This window comes from Catenuloplanes japonicus (assembly GCF_000717135.1).
Taxonomy (GTDB): domain Bacteria; phylum Actinomycetota; class Actinomycetes; order Mycobacteriales; family Micromonosporaceae; genus Catenuloplanes; species Catenuloplanes japonicus.
Genome location: NZ_JNXY01000016.1, coordinates 108743 through 127979 on the forward strand (window position 1 = coordinate 108743; position 19237 = coordinate 127979).

Annotated in this window: 17 protein-coding genes; 2 read left to right on the forward strand and 15 right to left on the reverse strand. The window is 70.2% G+C overall.

Going from position 1 to position 19237, the window contains the following annotated elements:
* Positions 1-50 precede the first annotated feature (50 nt).
* The 13 genes from metK to pyrR all read right to left on the reverse strand — a co-directional run bounded on the left by metK (position 51) and on the right by pyrR (position 14711).
* A complete protein-coding gene (gene metK, locus OP04_RS22435; protein ID WP_033341755.1) occupies positions 51-1244 on the reverse strand; it encodes a methionine adenosyltransferase in 1194 nt (397 codons plus the stop codon).
* Between the two features lie 81 nt (positions 1245-1325).
* Positions 1326-2534, reverse strand: a complete 1209-nt coding sequence (gene coaBC, locus OP04_RS22440; RefSeq protein WP_033341756.1) for a bifunctional phosphopantothenoylcysteine decarboxylase/phosphopantothenate--cysteine ligase CoaBC — start codon at positions 2532-2534, stop codon at positions 1326-1328.
* A 6-nt stretch (positions 2535-2540) separates the two neighbouring features.
* On the reverse strand, positions 2541-2804 hold the full coding sequence (gene rpoZ / locus OP04_RS22445) for a DNA-directed RNA polymerase subunit omega (RefSeq protein WP_033341757.1): 264 nt from the start codon (positions 2802-2804) through the stop codon (positions 2541-2543).
* A gap of 35 nt (positions 2805-2839) precedes the next feature.
* Positions 2840-3442: a guanylate kinase gene (gene gmk, locus OP04_RS22450; protein WP_033341758.1), complete on the reverse strand. Its 603-nt coding sequence runs from the start codon at positions 3440-3442 to the stop codon at positions 2840-2842.
* Between the two features lie 159 nt (positions 3443-3601).
* Positions 3602-3919, reverse strand: a complete 318-nt coding sequence (gene mihF / locus OP04_RS22455; protein ID WP_033341759.1) for an integration host factor, actinobacterial type — start codon at positions 3917-3919, stop codon at positions 3602-3604.
* A 173-nt stretch (positions 3920-4092) separates the two neighbouring features.
* Complete coding sequence (gene pyrF / locus OP04_RS22460) at positions 4093-4932, reverse strand: orotidine-5'-phosphate decarboxylase (protein ID WP_033341927.1); 840 nt, start codon at positions 4930-4932, stop codon at positions 4093-4095.
* Between the two features lie 178 nt (positions 4933-5110).
* The gene (locus tag OP04_RS22465; RefSeq protein WP_033341760.1) at positions 5111-6394 is read right to left on the reverse strand and encodes an adenosylmethionine--8-amino-7-oxononanoate transaminase; all 1284 of its coding nucleotides are present in this window, start codon (positions 6392-6394) and stop codon (positions 5111-5113) included.
* 88 nt (positions 6395-6482) lie between these two features.
* Entirely contained in the window at positions 6483-7493 is a 1011-nt protein-coding gene (locus OP04_RS22470) for a quinone-dependent dihydroorotate dehydrogenase (RefSeq protein WP_033341761.1), read from the reverse strand.
* Positions 7490-10804 (reverse strand): carbamoyl-phosphate synthase large subunit, encoded by a 3315-nt coding sequence (carB, locus tag OP04_RS22475; protein WP_033341762.1) that lies wholly within the window; start codon positions 10802-10804, stop codon positions 7490-7492. The genes OP04_RS22470 and carB overlap by 4 nt, the downstream gene beginning before the upstream one ends.
* The gene (gene carA / locus OP04_RS22480; protein WP_051798666.1) at positions 10797-11948 is read right to left on the reverse strand and encodes a glutamine-hydrolyzing carbamoyl-phosphate synthase small subunit; all 1152 of its coding nucleotides are present in this window, start codon (positions 11946-11948) and stop codon (positions 10797-10799) included. Before carA ends, carB begins: the two co-directional genes overlap by 8 nt.
* Positions 11945-13228 carry a dihydroorotase gene (locus OP04_RS22485; RefSeq protein ID WP_033341763.1) on the reverse strand — a complete coding sequence of 428 codons (1284 nt, stop codon included), beginning with the start codon at positions 13226-13228 and terminating at the stop codon, positions 11945-11947. The genes carA and OP04_RS22485 overlap by 4 nt, the downstream gene beginning before the upstream one ends.
* A 2-nt stretch (positions 13229-13230) precedes the next feature.
* The gene (locus OP04_RS22490; protein ID WP_033341764.1) at positions 13231-14139 is read right to left on the reverse strand and encodes an aspartate carbamoyltransferase catalytic subunit; all 909 of its coding nucleotides are present in this window, start codon (positions 14137-14139) and stop codon (positions 13231-13233) included.
* Entirely contained in the window at positions 14136-14711 is a 576-nt protein-coding gene (gene pyrR, locus OP04_RS22495) for a bifunctional pyr operon transcriptional regulator/uracil phosphoribosyltransferase PyrR (RefSeq protein WP_232323694.1), read from the reverse strand. Before pyrR ends, OP04_RS22490 begins: the two co-directional genes overlap by 4 nt.
* A 288-nt stretch (positions 14712-14999) precedes the next feature.
* On the opposite strand from pyrR, the gene bldD reads away from it, so the two are divergent.
* Positions 15000-15488 (forward strand): transcriptional regulator BldD, encoded by a 489-nt coding sequence (bldD, locus tag OP04_RS22500; protein WP_033341766.1) that lies wholly within the window; start codon positions 15000-15002, stop codon positions 15486-15488.
* An 851-nt stretch (positions 15489-16339) separates the two neighbouring features.
* Here bldD and nusB read toward each other — a convergent pair.
* Both nusB and efp read right to left on the reverse strand, forming a co-directional pair.
* Complete coding sequence (gene nusB / locus OP04_RS22505; RefSeq protein ID WP_198153951.1) at positions 16340-16750, reverse strand: transcription antitermination factor NusB; 411 nt, start codon at positions 16748-16750, stop codon at positions 16340-16342.
* Between the two features lie 23 nt (positions 16751-16773).
* A complete protein-coding gene (gene efp / locus OP04_RS22510; protein ID WP_033341768.1) occupies positions 16774-17331 on the reverse strand; it encodes an elongation factor P in 558 nt (185 codons plus the stop codon).
* 196 nt (positions 17332-17527) lie between these two features.
* Here efp and mptB point away from each other — a divergent pair, with 196 nt between their 5' ends.
* Positions 17528-19075, forward strand: coding sequence for a polyprenol phosphomannose-dependent alpha 1,6 mannosyltransferase MptB (mptB, locus tag OP04_RS22515; RefSeq protein WP_198153936.1), 1548 nt, complete (start codon positions 17528-17530; stop codon positions 19073-19075).
* Positions 19076-19237: the final 162 nt, after the last annotated feature.

Here is a 19237-nt window from a genome sequence, read left to right on the forward strand (position 1 = left end):
GCATGGAAAGGGCCCGGCAAGCACGCTTGCCGGGCCCTTCGCAGACGGGATCAGGCGCCCGCGGCCGACTTCAGGTCGGCGGCGCGGTCGGTGGACTCCCAGCGCAGGTCCGGCAGCTCGCGGCCGAAGTGGCCGTAGGCGGCGGTCTGCTGGTAGATCGGGCGCTTCAGGTCGAGGTCGCGGACGATCGCGGCCGGGCGGAGGTCGAAGACCTCGTTGATGGCCTTCTCGATGCGCTCGACCGGCACGTTCTCGGTGCCGAACGTCTCGACGAACAGGCTGACCGGGTGCGCCTTGCCGATGGCGTAGGCGACCTGGACCTCGCAGCGCTCGGCCAGGCCCGCGGCGACGACGTTCTTCGCGACCCAGCGGGTGGCGTACGCGGCGGAGCGGTCGACCTTCGACGGGTCCTTGCCGGAGAACGCGCCGCCGCCGTGGCGGGCGTAGCCGCCGTAGGTGTCGACGATGATCTTGCGACCGGTGAGGCCGGCGTCGCCCATCGGGCCGCCGATCTCGAAGCGGCCGGTCGGGTTCACCAGCAGGCGGTAGCCCTCGGTCTCGATGCCGAGGCCCTCGAGCTCCGGCGCGATGACGTGCTCGCGGATGTCCGGCGTGAGCAGCGACTCCAGCGAGATGTCCGCGGCGTGCTGGGTGGAGACCACGACGGTGTCGAGGCGCACCGGGCGCAGGCCGTCGTACTCGATGGTGACCTGGGTCTTGCCGTCGGGACGCAGGTACGGCACGGTGCCGTCCTTGCGGACCTGGGACAGGCGACGGGCCAGGCGGTGGGCCAGCGCGATCGGCAGCGGCATCAGCTCGGGCGTCTCCGAGCAGGCGAAGCCGAACATCATGCCCTGGTCGCCGGCGCCCTGCGAGTCGAGCAGGTGGTCGGACTCGCCCTCGCGGGCCTCGATGGCGGTGTCGACGCCCTGCGCGATGTCCGGGGACTGCGCGCCGATCGAGATGCTGACGCCGCAGGACGCGCCGTCGAAGCCCTTCTTCGAGGAGTCGTAGCCGATGCCGAGGATCGTCTCGCGGACGATCGTGGGGATGTCGGCATACGCCTTCGTGGTCACCTCGCCGGCGACGTGAACCTGGCCGGTGGTGATGAGCGTCTCCACGGCGACCCGGCTGGCCGGGTCCTGCGCGAGCAGCGCGTCCAGAATGCCGTCGCTGATCTGGTCAGCGATCTTGTCTGGGTGGCCCTCCGTGACCGATTCGGAGGTGAACAGACGGCGTGCCACGGTGCTCCTCAAGGTAAGTCGAATGAAAATTCCGAATGCAGCCTAGATGTCTACCGAATCCATGGGGTAGTAAGGAAAACCCTAGGCGGTGGTCGAGCTTAGCTGCCTGAGTACCAGATCGAGCACAGCGTCCGCCAGATCTTCCTTGGGCCGCTCGCCGAACTCTGTCGTGGTGCCGTCAGCTGCTAAAACCGTAGCTGCGTTCGAGTCGGCGCCGAAGACCTTGTCCACGCCGACCTCGTTGACGACGATCAGGTCCGCACGTTTGCGGACGAGTTTGCCGCGTGCGTTCTCGATCGCGTCGTGCGTCTCCGCGGCGAACGCGACCAGCACCTGACCCGGCCTTTTGCGCGCGCCGAGTTCGGCCGCGATGTCCGGATTGGTGCGGAGCTCGATGACGGGTGCCGCCCCGTCGTCCGATTTCTTGATCTTCTGGTCGGCCACGGCGGCGGGCCGGAAGTCGGCGGGCGCGGCGGCCATGACCACCACGTCCGCGCCGTCGGCGGCGTCGACGACGGCCTTGCGCAGCTCTTCGGTGGTGCCCACGCGGATCACGTCGGCGCCGGCCGGGTCGGGCAGCGCCACGTTCGCTGAGACGAGAGTCACCCGTGCACCCCGGGCCGCGGCCGCGGTGGCGAACGCGTAGCCCTGCTTGCCGGACGACCGGTTTCCGAGGAATCGCACCGGATCGAGCGGTTCCCGCGTGCCACCGGCGGTGACGACGACATGACGACCATCAAGATCATTCGTGGGTACGCCGCGCGCGAGCACCCGCCGGGCGAACGCGAAGATCGCGGCCGGATCGGGCAGCCGGCCCTTGCCGGTGTCCGCCCCGGTGAGCCGGCCGGACGCGGGCTCGATGACGAGATTCCCACGGGAGCGCAGCAACGCCACGTTCGCCACCGTGGCCGGGTGCTCCCACATCTCGGTGTGCATGGCCGGGGCGAAGATCACCGGACAGCGTGCGGTGAGCAGCGTGTTCGTCAGCAGATCGTCGGCCAGCCCGTGCGCGGCCCGCGCCAGCAGGTCGGCGGTGGCGGGCGCGACCACGACGAGGTCGGCGGACTTGCCGATCCGCACGTGCGGGACCTCGTGAACGCCGTCCCAGACCTCGTCGGCGACGGGCTGGCCGGAGAGTGCGGCCCAGGTCGGGGCGCCCACGAACCGCAGCGCGGCGGCGGTGGGCACCACCCGGACCCGGTGACCGGACTCGGTGAGCAGCCGCAGGAGCTCACACGCCTTGTAGGCGGCGATTCCGCCCCCGACGCCGAGGACGACCTGCGGGCTCATGGAGAACTACGGCGCGTCGGTCGGCTCGGCCGTGAGCAGGCCGGAGTTGATCTCGCGCATGGCGATGGAGAGCGGCTTCTCCTGCGGCGTGGTCTCGACCAGCGGGCCGACGTATTCCAGCAGGCCCTCGCCGAGCTGGCTGTAGTACGCGTTGACCTGACGGGCACGCTTCGCGGCGAAGATCACGAGCGCGTACTTGGAGGTGGTCTTCTCCAGCAGCTCGTCGATGGGCGGGCTGGTGATGCCTTGCGGGTCAGCGATGATTCCCACGATGCGTTCAAACCCCTACTTCGAGAGACAAACGATCAAGTTTGAGGCTGCGGCTGCGCCGGTGTCAATAACGGCGAACTGAGCAACCCTACCAGCTCGTCAGCGGCACGCTCGACGTAGTCGTTGACGATGGTGTGGTCGAACAGCGACTGCGCGGCCAGCTCCTCGTCCGCGTGCGCCAGACGGCGGCGGATGGTCTCCTCGTCGTCGGTGCCGCGGCCGATCAGGCGGCGTCGCAGCTCCTCGACCGAGGGCGGGGCCAGGAAGACCAGCTGCGCCTCGGGCATCGCGGCCTTGACCTGCCGGGCGCCCTGAAGGTCGATCTTCAGCAGCACGGGCGCCCCCTCGTGCAGCCGGGCCTCGACCGGGCCGCGGGGCGTGCCGTAGAGGTTGCCGGCGAACTCGGCCCACTCCAGCAACTGGTCGCCGGCGCGCAGGCGCTCGAACTCGGACCGGTCGACGAAGAAGTAGTGCTCGCCCTCGACCTCGTAGTCACGCATCCGCCGGGTCGTGGCCGAAACGGACAGCCAGATCCACGGCGAACGCAGGCGGATCAGCTCGATCACGCTGTCCTTGCCGACCCCTGACGGGCCGGAGAGGACGGTGAGCCGTGCTGGCGGGCGGGCGTCGTCACTCATGCTCACAAGCTAATTCCTACACGGTGCCCCGTGCGGGCCTGCAGCGAACCCCGGATTCCCGGAGTCCAGCAGCCCCGCACGGGGCGGTTTTCCGTCCTTGGACCGACCCTCGGGAGGCTCATCACCTCACGAGGGTCAGGGTCGAACCTCTGACGAGGTTCAGTTGGTCGCGAACTCCGCGAGCAGAGCCTTGCGCTGCTGCTCGCCGAGGCCACGAAGGCGACGGCTCTCGGCGATCTTGAGCTTCTCCATGATCTGGGTGGCCCGGATCTTGCCGATGCCCGGCAGCGCCTGGAGGACGGCCGAAACCTTCAGCTTGCCGACGACGTCGTCGCCCTCAGCACGGTCGAGCACAGAGGCGAGGGTCGTCTTACCCTGCTTGAGCTCCTCCTTGAGCTGGGCACGAGCCTTGCGGATCTCAGCGGCCTTCTCCAGCGCGGCTGCACGCTGTTCGGGGCTCAGTGACGGGAGCGGCACCAGTTCTCCTCAGGTCCCTTACGCGCCGGCATCCACTGCCGGCGCTCTGTGAAACGTGGTGTGACCAGGAACCAAAGGGGCATGTGGTTCCCAGCGCCGGGAAAACTAGCGGTCAGAGCGGCTTTCGGCAACGTGGGCACACCATGATCGACTAAGCGTGACTAGGCAATTACTCAGCTTGCGGCGGACAATGCCGCCCTGACGTCGTCCAGCGCGCGGTCCGCGGCGGCCCTCAGCCCGGCAATTTCCGGACCCTTTCCGAGAACTTCACGGGAGTAGGTCGGAAGCACCGAGCCGATCGCGGAGCCGAACACGGTGCGTAGGTCCCGAGCGGTACCACCCTGGGCCCCGAGACCCGGCGCGAGCAGCGGACCGTTCACCCGAGAAAGATCATGTCCGGTGTCACCCACCGTGGCGCCCACGACGAGACCCATGCTTCCGATCGGCGCCACACCCGCGTTGACCTGCGAAATCTCGTCAATCACGGTTTGCGCGACGGTCCGGCCGTCCGCGGCGACCGCGTGCTGAACGGAACGGCCTTCCGGATTCGACGTGAGCGCGAGAACAAAAACGCCGCCGCCATTCTTCGTCGCGAGCTCGAACATCGGAGCCAGCGATCCGACGCCGAGGAACGGGCTGGCGGTGATCGCGTCGACATACAGCGGGCTGGATGGATCGAGGTACGCGGTCGCGTACGCGGCGACGGTCGAGCCGATGTCGCCCCGCTTCACGTCCAGCAGGACAAGCGATCCGGCCTCCCGTAACTGTCGGATAATTGACTCCAGGACGGCCAGTCCCTTAGATCCGAATTGTTCGTAAAAGGCCGATTGCGGCTTGAACACCGCGACCCGGTCCCCGAGGGCCTCCACGACGGTCTCGCTGAACCGCGTCAGACCCTCGATGTCGTTGGTCAGCCCCCATCGCTCCAGCAGAGTCGCGTGCGGATCAATTCCCACGCACAGCGGGCCGCGCGCGGCCGTCATCCGGTTCAGCCGGGCCCCGAAGCTCTCCATCGGGCACGCCCCTCTCTCGGGCCGCCGCGTGGCGGCCACGTCGTGTTCCTACCGCTAAATCAGCTTTTGGTCCGATACCCGACAGGCAACTCTGCCGTCGTACCCCCGATCGGGGGTCTTGACTTTCTGTGAAGCAGACGAGCGTCGACGTCTCGGGGAGGACCGGGCAGGCGCCCGGTCAGCCGGCGGCGGCCGCGGCGGCGATGCCGCGTCCGATGCGGACCAGTTGCGCGTCCGTCGTGATGTACGGCGGCATCGTGTAGATCAGGTCGCGGAACGGGCGCAGCCACACGCCCTCGGACGCCGCCGCGTCCGTCGCCGCGCGCATGTCGACCGGGTGATCCAGCTGCACCACGCCGATCCCGCCCAGCACCCGCACGTCACGAACGCCCGCAAACCCGCTGAGCGGCTCCAGAACCGCCCGAAGGCCCTTTTCCAGCCCCGACACAACCCCTGACCAGTCCTGGCCGCGCAGCAGCGCGATGGAGGCGTTCGCGACCGCGCAGGCCAGCGGGTTGCCCATGAACGTCGGCCCGTGCGCCAGGCCGCCGCCCTCACCGTCCGAGACGACGCGCGCCACCTCGGTCGTGCACAGCGCGGCCGCCAGCGTCAGGTAACCACCGGTCAGCGCCTTGCCCACGCACATCACGTCCGGCGTGACGCCCGCGTGATCGGCCGCGAAGAACTCGCCGGTACGCCCGAACCCGGTGGCGATCTCGTCAAAAATCAGCAGAATTCCGTGCTGTGCCGTGATCTCCCGCAAAATCCGGAGATAGCCGGGGTTGTGGAAGCGCATGCCGCCCGCGCCCTGCACCACCGGCTCGACGATCACGGCGGCCAGCTCATGCGCGTGCGAGGAGACCATCCGCACGAGCGCGTCCGCATAGGAGTCGTCGACCGGCGAGCGGAAATCACCCGGCGGTGGCGGCGCGAACACCTGCCGGGGCAGCGCGCCGGTCCAGAGCGCGTGCATCCCGCCGTCCGGATCGGTCACGCTCATCGGGTTCCACGTGTCGCCGTGGTAGCCGCCGCGCCAGGTCGCGAGCCGCCGCCGCTCCGGCCGTCCGGCGCCGCGCTGGTACTGCAGCGCCATCTTGAACGCGACCTCGACGCTGACCGAACCGGAGTCGCACAGGAACACGTGCTCCAGACCGTCCGGCGTGATCTCCACCAGCGTGCGGGCCAGCGTGACCGCGGGCTCGTGGGTGAGCCCGCCGAACATCACGTGGCTCATCCGGCCGAGCTGGTCGCGGACCGCCTCGTCCAGCGCCGGGTGCCGGTAGCCGTGGATCGCGGACCACCAGCTGGACATGCCGTCGATCAGCTGACGGCCGTCCGCGAGCGTGAGCACCGCGCCGGCCGCCTCCGAGACCACGAAGGGCTCGGAGCGGCCGGGCATCGGGCCGTAGGGGTGCCAGACGTGCGCCCGGTCCAGCCGCAGCAGCTCGTCCGGCGCGGTCATTGAGTGTTTTTCAACCTGTCCCAACCTGGTCACGTCCCAACCCGTCGGCACGGACTTGGCGTAGGAGAGCAGTCAGGTTGAAAAATGCTCATCGCCGGACCGACGCCGCGGCCCGCACCAGCGCGGGCCCGCCGTAGATGAATCCGGAGTAGAGCTGGATCAGCGCGGCGCCCGCGTCGAACATCCGGGTCGCGTCGTCCGGCGTCATGATCCCGCCGACGCCGATGATCGGCAGTTTCCCGCCGGTCTCCCGGTGCACGAACGAGACCACCTCACGCGCCCGCGTCGTGAGCGGACGCCCGGAGAGGCCGCCGGCCTCCCCCGAGAGCGAGAGATCCACCGGTGCCAGGCCGTTGCGGGCCAGCGTGGTGTTGGTCGCGATGATCCCGGCCACACCGGTGTCCGCGCAGACGCCCAGCGCCTCGCCGATCGCGTCGTCCGTCAGGTCCGGCGCGATCTTCACCAGCACCGGCAGCCCGTCCGCCTCCTTGACCAGCGCGCCGAGCAGCTCGTCCAGGTGCTCGCGCCCCTGCAGCTGCCGCAGCCCCGGCGTGTTCGGCGAGGAGACGTTCACGGCGATGTAGTCGGCGAACGGCGAGAGCAGCCGCAGCGAGGTCAGGTAGTCCTCGACCGCGTCCGCCAGCGGCGTGACCTTGGACTTGCCGAGGCTGATGCCGAGCGGGACCGGGAGCTTCGTCCCGAGCCGCGCGGCCAGACCGGCCGCGCCCTCGTTGTTGAAGCCCATCCGGTTGATGATCGCGGCGGACTCGCGCAGCCGGAACACCCGCGGCTTCTCGTTGCCCGGCTGGGGCTTCGCGGTCACGGTGCCGACCTCGACGAACCCGAAGCCGAGCGCGGGCCACGCGGGCAGCGCGATCCCGTTCTTGTCCATCCCGGCCGCGAGCCCCACCGGGTTCGGGAATCGCACCCCGAACACCTCGACCGGGTTGTCGGTGCCGTACTTCGAAGCCAGAGCTGACAACGCCGGGGGTACGGAGGAGAGCTGCGCCAGCCGGTGCAGCGTCCACTCGTGCGCCGTCTCCGCGTCCCCTCCCCCGACCCGGAACAGCGCGGGGCGCGCGAACTGCTCCCAGATCACTGCGCGGCCTTCATCTGGGCGTGCAGGTCCTGGAGCGGGCGGACCTGCATCTGGCCGTTGATCGTGGCCTCGATGCCCATCACCGCGGCGGACGCGCCCGGCACCGTGGTGATGCACGGGATGTCCGCGGTCACGGCCGCGCTGCGGATCTCGTAACCGTCCGACCGCGCGTGCGCGCCGGAGCCCTGCGGCGTGTTGATCACCAGCGAGATCTGGCCGCTCGCGATCAGCTCGACCGCGTTCGTGCCCGGCGACTCGTAGTGCTTCGGCACGATCTCGCACGGGATCCCGTACCGCCGCAGCACCTCGCCGGTCCCGGCCGTGGTGACGATCTCGAAGCCGAGGTCGGCCAGCCGCTTGATCGGGAAGATCATGCCGCGCTTGTCCCGGTTGGCGACGGAGACGAACACCTTGCCGGACGTGGGCAGCGAGCCGTACGCCGCGGCCTGCGACTTCGCGAAGGCCTGGCCGAAGCCGGTGTCGATGCCCATCACCTCGCCGGTGGACTTCATCTCCGGCCCGAGCAGGCTGTCGACGCCCTTGCCGGCCGGCGTGCGGAACCGCTTGAACGGCAGCACCGCCTCCTTGACCGCGATCGGCGCGTTGTCCGGCAGGTGCCCGCCGTCGCCCTCGGCCGGGAGCAGGCCCTCCGTGCGGAGGTCCGCGATGGTGGCGCCGAGCATGATCCGGGCCGCGGCCTTGGCCAGCGGGACCGCGGTCGCCTTGGACACGAACGGGACGGTCCGCGACGCGCGCGGGTTCGCCTCCAGCACGTAGAGCACGTCGTCCTTGAGCGCGTACTGCACGTTGAGCAGGCCGCGGACGCCGACGCCGCGCGCGATCTCCACGGTGTAGCGGCGGACCTGCTCCAGGTGCGGGCCGGCCAGCGTCATCGGTGGCAGCACGCAGGAGGAGTCGCCGGAGTGGATGCCGGCCTCCTCGATGTGCTCCATCACGCCGCCGAGGTAGACCTCGCCGTCGGCGTCGCAGAGCGCGTCCACGTCGATCTCGATCGCGTCGTCCAGGAACCGGTCGACCAGCACCGGGTGGTCCTCGGAGATCTCGGTGGACCGTCCGATGTAGTCGGCCAGCGTGGGCTCGTCGTAGACGATCTCCATGCCGCGGCCGCCGAGCACGTACGACGGGCGCACCAGCACCGGGTAGCCGATCTCGTCCGCGATCTTCTTGGCGTCCTCGAAGCTGACCGCGGTGCCGTGGTCCGGCGCGCGCAGCCCGGCCTTGGCCAGCACCGCGCCGAACGCGCCGCGGTGCTCGGCCAGGTGGATCGACTCGGGCGTGGTGCCGACGATCGGCACGCCCGCGTCCTTCAGGCGCTGGGCCAGGCCGAGCGGCGTCTGGCCGCCGAGCTGCACGACCACGCCGATCACGCCGGGACCGCCCGCGGCCTTGCCGGTGCTGTCCTCGGAGTGCCACACCTCGATGACGTCCTCGAACGTCAGCGGCTCGAAGTAGAGCCGGTCCGCGGTGTCGTAGTCGGTGGAGACCGTCTCCGGGTTGCAGTTGACCATCACGGTCTCGAAGCCGGCGCCGCGCAGCGCCATGACCGCGTGCACGCACGAGTAGTCGAACTCGATGCCCTGGCCGATCCGGTTCGGGCCGGAGCCGAGGATCAGCACCTTCGGCCGGTCCGACGGCTCGACCTCGGTCTCCTCGTCGTAGGTCGAGTAGTGGTACGGCGTCTTCGCGTCGAACTCGGCCGCGCAGGTGTCCACGGTCTTGAAGACCGGGCGCAGGCCGAGGCGGTGGCGCAGCACGCGCACGCCGTCCTCGCCGGCCAGCTCCGGGCGGATCGCGGCGATCTGCCGGTCGGAGAGACCGGCGCGCTTGGCGGCCCGGAGCAGCGTCTCGTCGAGGACCGGTGCCGCCTCGATCTCGGCGCGCAGCTCCAGCAGCGAGACGATCTGGTCCAGGAACCACGGGTCGATGCCGCCGCTGGCCTCGTGCACCTGCGCGATGGTCGCGCCCAGCCGCAGCGCGCGCTCCACCGTGTAGAGACGGCCGTCGTGCGGGATCTTGAGCGCGGCCAGCGTCTCCTCAAGGGAGCCGGCCGGGTCCGGCATCGTCCAGAAGCCGCCGGCCTTCGTCTCCATCGAGCGCATCGCCTTGTTGAGCGCCTCGGTGAAGTTGCGGCCCAGGCTCATCGCCTCGCCGACCGACTTCATCGTGGTGGTCAGCTCCGCGTCCGCGCCGGGGAACTTCTCGAACGCGAAGCGCGGGATCTTCACCACCACGTAGTCGAGCGCGGGCTCGAACGCGGCCGGCGTCTCCTCGGTAATGTCGTTCGGGATCTCGTCCAGCGTGTAGCCGATCGCCAGCTTGGCCGCGATCTTCGCGATCGGGAAGCCGGTCGCCTTGGACGCGAGCGCGGACGACCGGGAGACGCGCGGGTTCATCTCGATGACGACCAGGCGGCCGTCGGCCGGGTTGATCGCGAACTGGATGTTGCAGCCGCCGGTGTCCACGCCGACCTCGCGCAGCACCGCGATGCCGACGTCGCGCAGCTTCTGGTACTCGCGGTCGGTGAGCGTCATGGCGGGCGCGACCGTGACCGAGTCGCCGGTGTGCACGCCCATCGGGTCGATGTTCTCGATCGAGCAGACCACCACCACGTTGTCGTGGCGGTCGCGCATCAGCTCGAGCTCGTACTCCTTCCAGCCGAGCACGCTCTCCTCGATCAGCACCTCGTGCACCGGGGAGTAGGAGAGGCCGGCGCCGGCGATGCGCTCCAGGTCCTCCATGGTGTGCGGCATGCCGGAGCCGAGGCCGCCCATGGTGAACGACGGCCGGACCACGACCGGCAGGCCCAGCTCGGCGACGGTCGCGCGGACCTCGTCCATGGACTTGCAGACACGCGAGCGCGGGGTCTCGGCGCCGGCCTTGGCGACGATCTCCTTGAACAGCTGGCGGTCCTCGCCGCGCTGGATGGCGTCGATGTTCGCGCCGATCAGCTCCACGCCGTACTTCTCCAGCACGCCGTTCTCGTGCAGCGCGACCGCGGTGTTCAGCGCGGTCTGGCCGCCGAGCGTGGGCAGGATCGCGTCCGGCCGCTCCTTCGCGATGACCAGCTCGACGAACTCCGGCGTGATCGGCTCGACGTAGGTGGCGTCCGCGAACTCCGGGTCCGTCATGATCGTGGCCGGGTTCGAGTTGACCAGGCTGACCCGGATCCCCTCGCTGCGCAGCACGCGGCAGGCCTGGGTGCCGGAGTAGTCGAACTCGCAGGCCTGGCCGATGACGATCGGGCCGGAGCCGATGACGAGGATGTGCTTGAGATCGTCCCGCTTAGGCATTGGCCTTACGCCCCTCGACAAGCTCGACACTGCGCTTACTTCTGGTCTCGACAAGCTCGACAAACCGGTCAAAAAGGTAGTCGGCATCGTGCGTGCCGGCCGCCGCCTCGGGGTGGTACTGAACGGTGAACGCGGGCACTTCCAGTGCCCGCAAGCCCTCGACCACATCGTCGTTCAGGCAGACGTGCGAGACCTCGACGCCGCCGAAGTCGGTGTCGATCACGGTGTTGAGCGGCGCCTTCACCGCAAACCCGTGGTTGTGCGAGGTGACCTCGACCTTGCCGGTGGTCTTGTCCAGCACCGGCTGGTTGATGCCGCGGTGGCCGTACCCCAGCTTGTAGGTCTCGAAGCCGAGCGCGCGGCCCAGGATCTGGCTGCCGAAGCAGATGCCGAACAGCGGCACCTTCTTCGCGAGCACCGCGCGGGCCAGCGCCACCGGGTGGTCCGCCGTGGCCGGGTCGCCGGGGCCGGGCGAGAAGAACACCGCGTCCGGCGACACCGCCAGCAGGTCGTCCAGGGACGAGGTCGCCGGCAGGATGTGCGTGCGGACGCCGCGGGCCGCCAGCCGCCGGGCCACGTTCGCCTTGATGCCCAGGTCCAGCGCCGCGACCGTGTAGCGGTGCTCGCCCTCGGGCTCGACCGTGTACGCGGACGACGTCGTGACCTGCGCGGAGAGGTCCGCGCCGAGCATCTCCGGCTGCGCCTGCACCCGGGCCCGCAGCGACGCCGGGTCCAGGTCGACCGTGGAGATGCCGACGCGCATCGCGCCGCGCTCGCGCAGGTGCCGGGTCAGCGCGCGGGTGTCGATGCCGCTGATCCCGACCACGCCCTCGGCGGCCAGGCGCTCGCCCAGGCCGCCGGTCGCGCGCCAGTTGGAGCCGATCCGGGCCGGGTCGCGCACCACGTACCCGGCGACCCAGATCCTGGACGACTCGTCGTCCTCGCCGTTCACACCGGTGTTGCCGATGTGCGGCGCGGTCTGCACCACGACCTGGCGGTGGAAGGACGGGTCGGTCAGCGTCTCCTGGTAGCCGGTCATGCTGGTGGTGAAGACGGCCTCGCCGAACGTCTCCCCCTCGGCGCCGTACGCCTCACCGCGGAAGGACCGGCCGTCCTCCAGGACCAATATCGCTGGCTGCCTCACTTGGTTGCCTTTCCGTCCAGAACCGTCGGCTCGCCGCGCAGGAACGTCGCGACGATCCGTCCGGGCAGGCTCATACCGGCGTAGGGATTGTTCTTGCTGCGGCTCGCCGTCTCCACCGGGTCGACGGTCCGGGTCGCGGCCGGGTCCACCAGCGTGAACGTGGCCGGCGCGCCGGGCAGCGGGTCATGTCCGTGGTCGGTCAGACCGGCGATCCGGGCCGGCGTGCGCGACATCCGCTCCGCCACCAGGTCCCAGTCGATCTCGCCGTCCTTCTCCAAGGAGCCGGTGCTGAGCACCACCGAGAGCGCGGTCTCCAGCCCGACCATGCCGGGGCGGGCATACGCCCACTCGCACTCCTTGTCCTCCACGGCGTGCGGCGCGTGATCGGTGGCCACGATGTCGATGATGCCCTCCGCCAGCGCGGCGCGAAGAGCCTTCACGTCATCGGGGGTACGCAGCGGCGGGTTGACCTTGAAGACCGGGTCGTAGCTCTCCGCCCGCTCGTGCGTGAGCACCAGGTGGTGCGGCGTGACCTCGGCCGTGACCCGCACGCCGCGCGCCTTCGCCTGCCTGACCACCTCGACGCTGCCGGCCGTGGAGAGGTGGCAGACGTGCAGGCGGGAGCCGACGTGCTCGGCCAGCAGCACGTCACGCGCGATGATCGCCTCCTCCGCGACCGCGGGCCAGCCGGTCAGGCCGAGCCGCGTGGCGACCTCGCCCTCGTGCATCTGCGCGCCCTCGGTGAGCCGGGGCTCCTCCGCGTGCTGCGCGATCACGCCGTCGAACGCCTTCACGTACTCCAGCGCGCGCCGCATCAGCCGCGGGTCCGCCACGCAGTGGCCGTCGTCGGAGAAGATCCGCACGGTCGCCGCCGAGTCCGCCATCGCGCCCAGCTCGGCCAGGCGCTCGCCGGCCAGCCCGACCGTGACCGCGCCGATCGGCTGCACGTCGACCAGGCCCGCCTCGCGGCCGAGCCGCCAGACCTGCTCGACCACGCCGGCCGTGTCCGCCACCGGCGACGTGTTCGCCATCGCGCAGACCGCGGTGTATCCGCCGAGCGCCGCGGCCCGGGAGCCGGTCTCCACGGTCTCCGCGTCCTCGCGGCCGGGCTCGCGCAGGTGCGTGTGCAGGTCCACGAGTCCGGGAAGCGCCACCAGACCCGTACCGTCGATGATGTGGTCTGGTTCTTCGCCTTTGTGCTCTGCAATCACGCCGCCGTCGATGTAGAGATCGCGCGGCTCAGCGCCCAGGACGCTGACGTTGGTGATCAGGTACGCCACTGTTACTTGCCTCCGAGCAGCAGATAGAGGACGGCCATCCGGACGCTCACGCCGTTGGCGACCTGTTCGACGATCGTGGACCGCGGCGAGTCCGCCACCTCGGGCGAGATCTCCATGCCGCGGTTCATCGGACCGGGGTGCATGACGATCGCGTGCTCCGGCAGCCGGGCCATGCGGGCGCCGTCCATGCCGTAACGCCTGCTGTACTCGCGGGCGGACGGGAAGTAGGACGCGTTCATCCGCTCGTGCTGCACGCGCAGCATCATCACCACGTCGCTGGTCGGCAGCACCGCGTCGAGGTCGTAGCTGACCTCCGCGCTCGCGATGTCGACCGGGATCAGCGTGGGCGGGCCGACGAGCGTGACCTTCGCGCCCAGCGTGGCCAGCAGCACCACGTTCGACCGGGCGACGCGGCTGTGCAGCACGTCGCCGACGATCGTCACGTTCAGCCCGGCCAGCCGGCCCAGTCGCTCCCGCATGGTGAACGCGTCCAGCAGCGCCTGCGTCGGGTGCTCGTGGGTGCCGTCGCCCGCGTTGACCACGGAGCCGTCCACCCAGTTCGCCAGCCGGTGCGGGGCGCCGGACGCGCCGTGCCGGATCACCACCGCGTCCGCGCCCATGGCCTGCAGCGTCAGCGCGGTGTCCTTCAGGCTCTCGCCCTTGGAGACGCTGGAGCCCTTGGCGGAAAAGTTGATCACATCGGCGGAGAGCCGCTTCGCGGCCGCCTCGAAGCTGATCCGGGTACGCGTGGAGTCCTCGTAGAACAGGTTCACCACGGTGCGTCCGCGCAGCGTGGGCAGCTTCTTCACCTCACGGCCGCCGGTCAGCCGGGCCAGTTCGCGCGCGGTGTCCAGGATCAGCGTGGCGTTCCCGGCGTCCAGGTCGCCGGCGTCGCGCAAGTGCTTGATCACTGGACCTCGCCTCCGTACAGCTTGACCTCGTCCGTGCCGTCGATCTCCGCGAGCGACACGCGCACGCTCTCGCTCAGCGCGGTCGGGATGTTCTTGCCGACGTAGTCGGCGCGGATCGGCAGCTCGCGGTGGCCGCGGTCGACCAGCACGGCGAGCTGCACGGAGGAGGGGCGGCCGAGGTCGCCGAGCGCGTCCAGCGCGGCCCGGACCGTGCGGCCGGAGAAGAGCACGTCGTCGACCAGGATCACCCGCCGGCCGTCGACGCCGCCCGGAGGCACGTCCGTGGGGCCGAGCGCGCGGGCCGCCTTCAGCCGCAGATCGTCCCGATAAAGCGTGACATCGAGCGTGCCGACCGGAACGGCGATACCCTCGAAAGCGTGAATTCGGGCGGAAAGCCGCTTCGCGAGCGGGACGCCGCGGGTGGGGATGCCGAACAGCACGGTCTCCCGCGCACCCTCGGTCTTCTCCAGGATCTGGTGGGCGATCCGGTCCACCACCCGGTGGACGTCGGTCTCGGCGAGAATGACTTTTCCCGTTCTCGCCTGGTCTGGGGCAGCGTTCTGCGACGCCACGTAGGACCTCCTTCCCCGCCTCACTGGACGGGTCGTTAAAGGATGTCTGCGCCGGTCAGCCGACCGGTGGCTGCACGCTACGTTACCAGCGTCCCCACCAGCCACTCCGATGACGTGCGGGTGACGTGGCTGACTACCGACTCAGGAAAGCGAAAAACCGGTCAAGTCCTATGATCTCGCCAACTGGACCGTAATCGCCACTTGACCGCGTGTCGTTCGCGACGTACCGTCACGCAGCGTAGCGATCGCGCGGTGGGTCCAAGCCCACGCCAGCACTGGAGTGTCCTGATGCCCTCTGAGTACGCCAAGTCTTTGGGCGCCCGACTGCGCTCTATCCGCCAGCAGCAGGGCCTTTCCCTGCAGGGTGTGGAGGAGAAGTCGAACGGGCGCTGGAAGGCCGTCGTCGTCGGCTCCTACGAGCGCGGTGACCGCGCGGTGACCGTCTCCCGTCTGGCCGAGCTGGCCGACTTCTACCGGGTGCCGGTCTCCGAGCTGCTGCCCGACGGCAGCGGCATCCGGCACGAGCCGACCAACAAGATCGTCCTCGACCTCGAGAAGCTCTACGACGAGGCCGGCGAGGACCTCGCGTACGTCGCGCGGTACGCACGCGCCATCCAGCAGCAGCGCGGCGACTACAACGGCCGGGTCCTGTCCATAAGGGCAGACGACCTGCGCGCGCTCGCCATCGTCTACGACATCTCCCCCTCCGGTCTGATCGAGCGCCTCACCGAGGCCGGCGTGCTGGTCGCTGACCCGCGCGCCTTCTTCGCGTCCTAAGGCGCTTCAGGGTCGTCCAGGCCCTTTCCGGGCGGTCCGTGCCCCGACCCCGCACGGTCCGCCCGCCGGTTGGAACCGCCACAACCGGTCGGCTCCCTCCGCCGGCCGCATACTCCATCCCCCCTCACGCTTAGGCCCGCCGCGCCGCGCATCGCTACGCAGAGCGCCCCCTCGGCCTCGAGCACAGAACCGCGCAGCCTCCCGCTGCGCGGTTTTCGCATTTCCGGCCGCTTCTCCCGCTCCGTGCGCAGCGCACGGACCCCGGCACAACGCACGGAACCCGAGGCGGCGCGCGGAACCCCGAGACAGCGCGCGGGGCACCGAGACAGCGCGCGGAACCCCGAGGTCCGGCCCGTGGAACGGCACGCAGAACGGCGCAACAGACCGGCGCGGACGGCTCGCGGAACCCGGGGTGGCCGCGCCGCCGCGCCCGACATTTCGGCATATAGCGGCGGCGGAGGACGAGACCCCTGCACCGGGCAGGTCAACATCGGCACAATTCCGCAGTTCCGACATTTCACCCGGAAAACCGCGGATCGACGACCGCCGGCAACCGCGACCCAAGCCCCGGACGACCGTCCGGTCAGCGCTCAGCATTCGATCAAAGCTCAACTAATCCCGAAATATCGGGCACAGAACGCCGGCATGCCACGCGGCATCGGCCGGCGACACCGGCCGAGACGGTGATCGGCACGAATGCACCGCCACGCAGCGCAGTCAAGGCCGGCTTGCCGAATGACCACAAAACGCCCGCGAGCCGCCCAACAGCATCCAAGCTCCCGAATTCCATACCCGGAAAACACGAAGGCCCGCCCGGCCGGAGCCGGGCGGGCCTTCGGAAGCCGGCCGCGTCAGCGAGTGGCGAACTCGGCGATGCGGCCGAGGATGCCGTTGAGGAAGCGCGGGGAATCGTCGGTCGACATCTGGCGGGCCAGCTCGACGGCCTCGGAGATCGCGACCGCGTCGTCTATGTCGTCGGCGTAGAGGAGCTCCCAGACCGCGATGCGGGCCAGGTTCCGGTCGACGACCGGCATGCGGTCGATCGTCCAGCCCTCGGCGTAGCTGGACAGCAGCTCGTCGACCCGGTCGAGGTGGGCGGCGACGCCCTCCACGATCGTGATCGTGTAGCCGATGTGCTCGGGGCGGGGCTGCTCGATGCGCTGCAGATAGTTCGCCAGCACCTCGACCGGGGGCAGGTTACGCAGGTCGGCCTCGTAGAGGACGTCGAGCGCACGCTTACGCGCCTTGCGGCGCGCGGGCATCGACTGTTTCGGGCCCTCAGCCATTACGCGCGGCCGAGGTAACGGCCGTCGCGGGTGTCGACCTTGATCTTCTCGCCGGTGGTGATGAACAGCGGCACCTGCACGGTCGCCTGCGTCTCCACGGTGGCGGGCTTGGTGCCGCCGGTGGAGCGGTCGCCCTGCAGGCCCGGCTCGGTGTAGGTCACCTCGAGCACGACCGAGGTGGCCATCTCCACGTAGAGCGGCACGCCCTCGTGGGTGGCGACCGTGACCTCGGCCTCGGGGAGCAGGTAGTTGGCGTTGTCGCCGACCGTCTCGCCGGACACGTTGATCTGCTCGTACGTGTCCAGGTCCATGAAGACGAAGTCAGTGCCCTCCTTGTAGAGGAACTGCATCGTGCGCTTGTCGACGTTGGCGGTCTCGACCTTCGTGCCGGCGTTGAAGGTCTTGTCGACCACCTTGCCGGAGAGCACGCTCTTCAGCTTCGTGCGCACGAAGGCCGGGCCCTTACCGGGCTTCACGTGCTGGAATTCGACCACCGACCACAGTTCCTTGTCGAGGTTGAGAACCAGGCCGTTCTTGAGGTCGTTGGTGGAAGCCATTTCCTGCCTTGGTGTGAAGCCGTGTGTGTGAAACCGGCACTAGGGTCGCGGACAGTAGTCCAGTCTACCGGCGTACCCGGCGTCCGCGCTTCCCGGGCCGGTCATCGGCCTGTGAGCCCACCGCGGACGCGTGACGATCAATCATTCGTTACCTCTTAGTCGCCGAATCGACACCCGTTGCTGGCAGCGTGCGGACGTGCCGACTGCCTCCAGCCTGCCGAATGTCCGATTCGCCACCCGCCCGACCGTCGTGCGCCTGACCAGGATCGGCGGGTCCCCGCGGTGGCTGGGGGTCACCGGCTCGGTGATGCTCGCGGCCGGCGGGACCACGTCCGGCGCGCTGCCCTATCAACAGTCGGCGCTGCGTGACCTGGCCGGGCTCGGGATGGCGCTCGCGTACGCCGGCCTGACCTTGCTCGTGGTCGCCTGGTGGCGTCTGGGCGCCTCCGGCCCGGCCGCGCGCTCGCTGCAGATCACGCTCGGGCTCTGGGCCGCGCCGCTGCTGATCTGCCCGCCGCTGTTCAGCCGGGACGTCTACAGCTACCTGGCGCAGGGCACGATGTTCGCGGAGGGGCTGGACGTCTACCTCTACGGGCCGTCCAGCCTCGGCGGCCCGCTCGCGGCCGAGGTGCCGGAGATCTGGCAGCACACGCCCGCGCCGTACGGGCCCCTGTTCCTGGCCGTGGCCGCGCTGGTCACGTCCGTCACCGGCACGCACGTGATCGCGGGCGTGCTCGGGCTGCGCCTGGTCGCGGTGGCCGGCGTGGCACTGATGGCGGTCGCGCTGCCGGTGCTGGCCCGCCGCCTCGGCGTCTCCCCCGGTTCCGCGCTCTGGCTCGGCGTGCTGAACCCGCTGGTCCTCACGCACCTGGTCGCGGGCGCGCACAACGACGCGCTGATGCTGGGCCTGCTGACCGCCGGTCTGGCGCTGGTGGTGTCCCGCCGCCTCGGACCGGCCGCGCCCGCGCTGGGCGTGGCGCTGGTGACGATGGCCGCGCTGGTCAAGGCCCCGGCCGCGCTGGCGCTGCCGTTCTGCGCGCTGCTGTGGGCACTGCAGGTCCGGCGCGCGCGGAACCGGGAGACGGACCGCTGGCCGCTGCTGACGTTCCTCTGGACCGCGCCGCTGACGCTGCTGACCGCCGCCGCGGTCGCGATCGTGGTGCACGCGCTGGCCGGGACCGGTTACGGCTGGGTCGGCGCGCTGGACACGCCCGCCGTGGTGCACAACTGGATGTCGATCAGCACGGACGCCGGCGTGGCCACCGAGTTCCTGATGGAGACGATCGGCACCGGCCTGGCCCACCACGCGGTACCGTTCTGGCGCGGTGTGGGAGTCGCGGCCGCGGTCGGTTGCGGCCTGCTCGTCTGGGTGCGCGCCCGCGTGATCGGCCCGGTCTACGCGCTCGGCCTCGGCCTGCTCGCCCTGGTCCTGCTCGGCCCGATCGTCCACCCGTGGTACCTGCTCTGGGGCGTCGTCCTGGTCGCGGCCGGCGCGCCCCGCGAGTCGGACAGCCCGATCCGCGGCTGGGTGGCGATGGGCAGCGCCGCCCTGTCCGTGCTGGTCCTGCCGACCGGCTCCCCGGTCTCGCTCGCACAGGTCCTCCAGGCCGTGCTCGGCGGCGTGCTGACGCTCGCGATCACCGCCGCTGTGGTGCTGTGGTGGCTCCCCCGCCGAGGCCCCGCGGAGGAGCGCATCGAACGCGCCTTCCAGGACCGCGCCATCCCCGCCGAGTCCGCCGCCTGAACCCCCAAACCCACCCAAAAGCCGCCACGGTACGGCCCGAGGTCAGCCATCCCGGCCGGGTCCAGGATCGCCGGGGTGTGCGGTCGGCGGTTAAATGCCGAAATTTCGGGCGCGAGCGCCTGGCGGGATCGAGCCCGGCCACCCGGCGGGATCGAGCGGCGA

Bases quoted from the DNA above. Each gene is read 5' to 3' on its own strand.
- coaBC (WP_033341756.1), bottom strand. From the start codon at position 2,534: ATGAGCCCGCAGGTCGTCCTCGGCGTCGGGGGCGGAATCGCCGCCTAC.
- gmk (WP_033341758.1), bottom strand. From the start codon at position 3,442: ATGAGTGACGACGCCCGCCCGCCAGCACGGCTCACCGTCCTCTCCGGC.
- pyrF (WP_033341927.1), bottom strand. From the start codon at position 4,932: ATGGAGAGCTTCGGGGCCCGGCTGAACCGGATGACGGCCGCGCGCGGC.
- OP04_RS22465 (WP_033341760.1), bottom strand. From the start codon at position 6,394: ATGACCGCGCCGGACGAGCTGCTGCGGCTGGACCGGGCGCACGTCTGG.
- carB (WP_033341762.1), bottom strand. From the start codon at position 10,804: ATGCCTAAGCGGGACGATCTCAAGCACATCCTCGTCATCGGCTCCGGC.
- bldD (WP_033341766.1), top strand. From the start codon at position 15,000: ATGCCCTCTGAGTACGCCAAGTCTTTGGGCGCCCGACTGCGCTCTATC.
- nusB (WP_198153951.1), bottom strand. From the start codon at position 16,750: ATGCCCGCGCGCCGCAAGGCGCGTAAGCGTGCGCTCGACGTCCTCTAC.
- efp (WP_033341768.1), bottom strand. From the start codon at position 17,331: ATGGCTTCCACCAACGACCTCAAGAACGGCCTGGTTCTCAACCTCGAC.